Genomic DNA, 6,324 nt, shown 5'->3' on the forward strand with positions numbered 1-6,324 from the left:
ACCATCTTGGCAATCACCTTCTTGCCCAGCAGTACCGCCAAACCCAGCAGCGCTTTCTTGATCATTCTCCCTCCTTGAGCGTTTTGCGGCACTCTACGGCTTTCAGCTCGCTTCCGGGAAAATCCAGTTTCAATTTTGTCAGTTGTGCGGTCATGGACTCGCCGCTGTCCTTAATCTGAAATACAGTAGCATCGATTTCCTGGGTGCGCGGGCCGGAAACAGCCGATTTCACGCCCTTTTCGCGCAGCTGGTCGAGGTATTTGGCAGCCGCTTCGGCGGTGGAAAAAATACCCATGGAAATCGCATACCGCATCACCGATGGATCACGGACGATGTAACTTTCCTGCAATCCCAGATGCTTCAGTTCATCCACCTTCTTTTGTGCTTCCTGCAGCGTCTTGCGTGGCGTGATGTAAACCCAGTAGCCCCCGGATTTTTCCGCTTTGTGCTGAACGAGCTTCTCGCCCAGTTGCAGCTTCTCCAGCGACTGTGCCACGCGCTTTAGCGTGGCACCAGAAAACTGGCCCCATTCGAGGCAAATCTCAGGCTTGGCTTCGACCGGTACGCTATCTCCTGACTTTTCCGGTGACTCCGACATGGCTAGCGCCATCTCTGGCGCTTTCTGAGACTCGACCAATAGCTTGATATTATCCGCTTTGACCGGCTCGTGCCCACGCATAGGCTCCCTGCCATGGCTGCTGCCGAGCTGCATCACGGTATAGAATAAAATATTGATAACCAGCAGTATTGCGAATATCCACTTCATCCTGGAAACCTTAGTTGGACGTGGTGGAGTGTGCGGTTTTTAGGGTGCAGGGCAAGGCACAACGACGCGGAATGGTCGTTCCATTCCAAGGAGTTGTAACGCCGCCATGCGCCGTAAAAACCGTGCAATCCACCACGTAGCGGACTCACCAACCGGGTGAAACGGTAAATCACAAACAAACTTATTAAAATCACAGTGTCAAATGTCCAGTCAAGCGGTCAACTGAGGTTTCCAGGATCATGCCAATGCGATCCTGATTAGCCCATCCAGCACCAGATTATCCACCATCCTAGTCTTACCGGACAACAACGGCAGAAGCAATTGTGCGTCGCCGCCGCTCAGCAAGCAGGTCGGCGCCCGCCTGATCTCACCGGCGAGCAATGCGTTCATGTGCCAGACTGCGCCCACCATGGCGGAAAGTGCACCACTGTAAACCGCATCAGGCGTATTTTTAGGGATATCCTTGTAATGGCCCCCTCCCTCTTCGATGGCCGCGGTCCTTTCGGACAGCGCTCGCAGCATGGTCGCCACCCCGGGAACAATCAATCCGCCCATAAACACGCCATCGGCGGTCAGTGCATCCACGGTCATCGCAGTACCGGCATTGACCACCACGCAGCCTTCAGGCGCGATGGCGCGTGCGGCGATCAATGCCGCCCAGCGGTCGCTACCCAGCTGCGCGGGAATTTCATAGCCGTTACTTACGCCGCACTGGTTTTCGACTGATACGACCCATTGCATCTTGGCAGACCAACCCTTGCAAGCTTCCTCTATCTGCATGGCCACCTGCGGCCCGGCAACGTTCGATGCCACGATCCGATCCGGCGCAATCAAGCCTCTCCATACATCACCCAGCCCTGCCACGTCCGAAGTTTCAATCCAGCCCTGAGACAGCCACGAATTTCCATCATGCATTCCCCATTTAATCCGGGTATTGCCAACATCCACTGCTAGTATCATGCTACGGTCCTTAAACTGATTTCACCGGAAGTGAAACGTTGCTTACCAATCGCGGTACGCACAAGTAGTGCGCCATCATCGGCCACATCCAGTAAATATCCTTCGTGCTGGTTTCCGTCTGGCAGCATCAATAAAACCTGTTTTTCTTGGTATGCATGGTACTTCAACCACTCCTCACGCAGAATTGAAAATCCACCCGCATCGAACTCATTCAGGACATCCGCCAGGTGCAACAGGATGTTTGCCAGCAATAAATTGCGCTCAGACACTTTCCCACCAATAGAGTGAATATCCACTACGGCCTGATCGATTCGGTTCAGTACTTTGCTGGACAGTTTCAGGTTAATGCCGATACCGATCACCGCGGCGCTCGGCCCCAGCATATCACCTTGCAGTTCAATCAGTATGCCTGCCAACTTACGGTGCTGGTGCAGCACGTCGTTCGGCCATTTCAAGCCTGCGCCGGGTACGCCGGCCTGGTTCAGCGCACGCATCAATGCCACGCCAACCGCCAGGCTGAGACCGGAAAGGAATCCCGCCCCCTGATTAAAACGCCACAGCAGTGAAAACGTCAGGCTGCCTCCCAGGTTAGCATGCCATTCCCGTCCGCGCCGACCTCTCCCCGCCGTCTGCATCTCCGTAATCACACAGCTGCCGTGCGGTGCACCCTGTACCGACTTCTCCAGCAATCTGCTGTTGGTAGAGGCCAGGCTGTCGGCAACCTCCAAATCGAAAAATCCGGCTTTATCCCCCAGCCCGGCGTAAATTTTATCCTTATCGATCCAGTTCAAAGGCTCGCGCAGCCGATAGCCACGGCCCGGCACGCGAAACAGGTCGACGCCGGCCTCATCGAGGTTGCGCATTGCCTGCCAGATTGATGCACGGGATATGTTCAGCTGCCGCGCCATATCCTCACCGGAATGGAATACCCCGTCAGATAGCAGGCGTAGCACAGCAAAGGTCAAGGGTTTCACAGCGGTAGATTCAGATTGGTATGGTCGCATGTTAGCACATACGCAAAGTGGAAATTACAGCTCTCGGAAGAGGGCGGAGTGTACGCTATAAAAAACAAAACCCCCTGCAGCTTTCACTGAGGGGGTCTGTCTTGTTGGGAGCCTGGCGGTGACCTACTTTCACATGGGTAATCCACACTATCATCGGCGCACGTTCGTTTCACTTCTGAGTTCGGGATGGGATCAGGTGGGTCCAAACTGCTATGGCCGCCAAGCATAACTGGCTGCTGAAGGGGATGTTTTCCCTTCGGCTAAAAACTGGAAGAAGTAAAGTGGGATATTGTATCTTTTCAATTGCGCTTAAGGTTATAGGATCAAGCCTCACGGTCAATTAGTATCAGTTAGCTTAACGCATTACTGCGCTTCCACACCTGACCTATCAACGTTGTGGTCTTCAACGAACCTTTAGAGGGATCAAGTCCCTGGGAAGTCTCATCTTGAGGCAAGTTTCCCGCTTAGATGCTTTCAGCGGTTATCTCTTCCGAACATAGCTACCCGGCGATACGACTGGCGTCATAACCGGTACACCAGAGGTTCGTCCACTCCGGTCCTCTCGTACTAGGAGCAGCCCCCCTCAAACTTCCAACGCCCACTGCAGATAGGGACCAAACTGTCTCACGACGTTTTAAACCCAGCTCACGTACCACTTTAAATGGCGAACAGCCATACCCTTGGGACCGGCTACAGCCCCAGGATGTGATGAGCCGACATCGAGGTGCCAAACTCCCCCGTCGATATGAACTCTTGGGGGGAATCAGCCTGTTATCCCCGGCGTACCTTTTATCCGTTGAGCGATGGCCCTTCCATACAGAACCACCGGATCACTATGACCTGCTTTCGCACCTGCTCGACCTGTCCGTCTCGCAGTTAAGCAACCTTATGCCATTGCACTATCAGCACGATTTCCGACCGTACCTAGGTTACCTTCGTACTCCTCCGTTACTCTTTGGGAGGAGACCGCCCCAGTCAAACTGCCTACCATACACGGTCCCCGATCCAGATAATGGACCTAGGTTAGAACCTCAAACACATCAGGGTGGTATTTCAACGTCGGCTCCATCGGAACTAGCGTCCCGACTTCAAAGCCTCCCACCTATCCTACACAGATATGTTCAAAGTCCAATGTAAAGCTACAGTAAAGGTGCACGGGGTCTTTCCGTCTAGCAGCGGGTAGATTGCATCTTCACAAACACTTCAACTTCGCTGAGTCTCGGGTGGAGACAGTGTGGCCATCGTTACTCCATTCGTGCGGGTCGGAACTTACCCGACAAGGAATTTCGCTACCTTAGGACCGTTATAGTTACGGCCGCCGTTTACCGGGGCTTCGATCAAGAGCTTGCACCCCATCAATTAACCTTCCGGCACCGGGCAGGAGTCACACCCTATACGTCCACTTTCGTGTTTGCAGAGTGCTGTGTTTTTATTAAACAGTCGCAGCCACCAATTCACTGCAACCCCTATCTGCTTCATCCGCGAGGGACTACACATACCAGGGGCGCACCTTCTCCCGAAGTTACGGTGCTAATTTGCCGAGTTCCTTCACCCGAGTTCTCTCAAGCGCCTTAGAATTCTCATCCTGCCCACCTGTGTCGGTTTGCGGTACGGTCTCTATATAACTGAAGCTTAGAGGCTTTTCTTGGAAGCATGGTATCACTCACTTCATCCTCAATGAGGACTCGTCATCACGTCTCGACCTAAGCTCTCCGGATTTGCCTAAAGAACCAGCCTACACGCTTAAACCGGGACATCCAACACCCGGCCGAGCTAACCTTCTCCGTCCCCCCATCGCATTATACAAAGGTATCGGAATATTAACCGATTTCCCATCAGCTACGCATTTCTGCCTCACCTTAGGGGCCGACTCACCCTGCGCCGATGAACGTTGCGCAGGAAACCTTGGGCTTTCGGCGAGGGAGCTTTTCACTCCCTTTATCGCTACTCATGTCAGCATTCGCACTTCTGATACCTCCAGCATCCTTCTCAAGACACCTTCGCAGGCTTACAGAACGCTCTCCTACCACCTAAACATCCATGAGAATGTCTAGATCCGCGTCTTCGGTGCATAGTTTGAGCCCCGTTACATCTTCCGCGCAGGACGACTCGACCAGTGAGCTATTACGCTTTCTTTAAAGGATGGCTGCTTCTAAGCCAACCTCCTGGCTGTCTGTGCCTTCCCACTTCGTTTTCCACTTAACTATGCTTTGGGACCTTAGACGGCGGTCTGGGTTGTTTCCCTCTTGACACCGGACGTTAGCACCCGATGTCTGTCTCCCGTAAAATTACTCCTCGGTATTCTTAGTTTGCCATGGGTTGGTAACCAGCAATAGGCCCCTAGCCATAACAGTGCTTTACCCCCGAGGGTATATTACGAGGCACTACCTCAATAGTTTTCGGAGAGAACCAGCTATTTCCAAGTTTGTTTGGCCTTTCACCCCTATCCACAGCTCATCCCCTAACTTTTCAACGTTAGTGGGTTCGGACCTCCAGTGAGTGTTACCTCACCTTCATCCTGGCCATGGATAGATCACTTGGTTTCGGGTCTACACCCAGCAACTTGACGCCCTTATCAGACTCGGTTTCCCTACGCCTCCCCTATTCGGTTAAGCTTGCTACTGAATGTAAGTCGCTGACCCATTATACAAAAGGTACGCAGTCACCCCTGCTTTAAACGCTCTAAGATCAGTGAGGAGCGAGGAGTGAGGAGTGAGGGGTCAAAAGCTTTCGCTCTCACTCCTCACTCCTCACTCTTTACTCCTCACCGCCTAAAGCGCAAAGCGCTTAAAGCAGGGGCTCCCACTGTTTGTATGCATGCGGTTTCAGGATCTATTTCACTCCCCTCCCGGGGTTCTTTTCGCCTTTCCCTCACGGTACTAGTTCACTATCGGTCGATTACGAGTATTTAGCCTTGGAGGATGGTCCCCCCATATTCAGACAAGGTTTCTCGTGCCCCGCCCTACTTGTCGCAACCCTAGTTCCACACTCGAATTTTTACATACGGGGCTATCACCCACTATCGCCGGACTTTCCAGACCGTTCTGTTAATTCGTGTGCTAAAAGTTGCAAGGCTCTTCCGTGTTCGCTCGCCACTACTTACGGAATCTCGGTTGATTTCTTTTCCTGCAGCTACTTAGATGTTTCAGTTCGCTGCGTTCGCTCTACCCTCCCTATGTATTCAGGAGGGAGTACCCTTGCGGGTGGGTTTCCCCATTCGGATATCCACGGATCAAAGCTTGCTTGTCAGCTCCCCGTGGCTTTTCGCAGACTGCTACGTCCTTCATCGCCTGTAATCGCCAAGGCATCCACCACATGCACTTATTCGCTTGATCCTATAACCTTAAGCGCCCTGGTTGCCCAAGACCTCTCAATGCTACAGGTAACTCTTAAGAGCATTTGTTAAACATCCCGTTCGAACTCATAGAACGGGATATCTTTGAAGATACATTACCCATCGTTCGGATGTTTCCAGATTCGCACCGCTTACACGGGCTTGTCCTTATCATCCAAACGCTTTACTTCTTCCATTTTTTTAAAGATCAGCCGCTGATTTCTTTTTTACAAGAAATCAGAAATAAGCGATGTCGCTTA

The 6,324-nt window shown here is 52.5% G+C and carries 3 protein-coding genes and 2 rRNA genes; all 5 read right to left on the reverse strand.

Features of this window, described 5'->3' with window-relative positions:
* Positions 1-61: 61 nt before the first annotated feature.
* Entirely contained in the window at positions 62-766 is a 705-nt protein-coding gene (locus tag SCD_RS12390) for an SPOR domain-containing protein (protein WP_009205502.1), read from the reverse strand.
* Between the two features lie 237 nt (positions 767-1,003).
* Positions 1,004-1,726 (reverse strand): type III pantothenate kinase, encoded by a 723-nt coding sequence (locus SCD_RS12395; protein WP_009205503.1) that lies wholly within the window; start codon positions 1,724-1,726, stop codon positions 1,004-1,006.
* Positions 1,723-2,730 (reverse strand): biotin--[acetyl-CoA-carboxylase] ligase, encoded by a 1,008-nt coding sequence (locus tag SCD_RS12400; protein WP_051338805.1) that lies wholly within the window; start codon positions 2,728-2,730, stop codon positions 1,723-1,725. The genes SCD_RS12395 and SCD_RS12400 overlap by 4 nt, the downstream gene beginning before the upstream one ends.
* A 110-nt stretch (positions 2,731-2,840) precedes the next feature.
* A 5S ribosomal RNA gene (gene rrf, locus SCD_RS12405) occupies positions 2,841-2,954 on the reverse strand.
* 95 nt (positions 2,955-3,049) lie between these two features.
* Positions 3,050-6,065, reverse strand: a 23S ribosomal RNA gene (locus SCD_RS12410).
* Positions 6,066-6,324 lie beyond the last annotated feature (259 nt).

The organism is Sulfuricella denitrificans skB26 (genome assembly GCF_000297055.2).
GTDB lineage: Bacteria > Pseudomonadota > Gammaproteobacteria > Burkholderiales > Sulfuricellaceae > Sulfuricella > Sulfuricella denitrificans.

Coding starts and splice junctions, on each gene's coding strand:
- SCD_RS12390 (WP_009205502.1), bottom strand. CDS start 766: ATGAAGTGGATATTCGCAATACTGCTGGTTATCAATATTTTATTCTAT.
- SCD_RS12395 (WP_009205503.1), bottom strand. CDS start 1,726: ATGATACTAGCAGTGGATGTTGGCAATACCCGGATTAAATGGGGAATG.
- SCD_RS12400 (WP_051338805.1), bottom strand. CDS start 2,730: ATGCGACCATACCAATCTGAATCTACCGCTGTGAAACCCTTGACCTTT.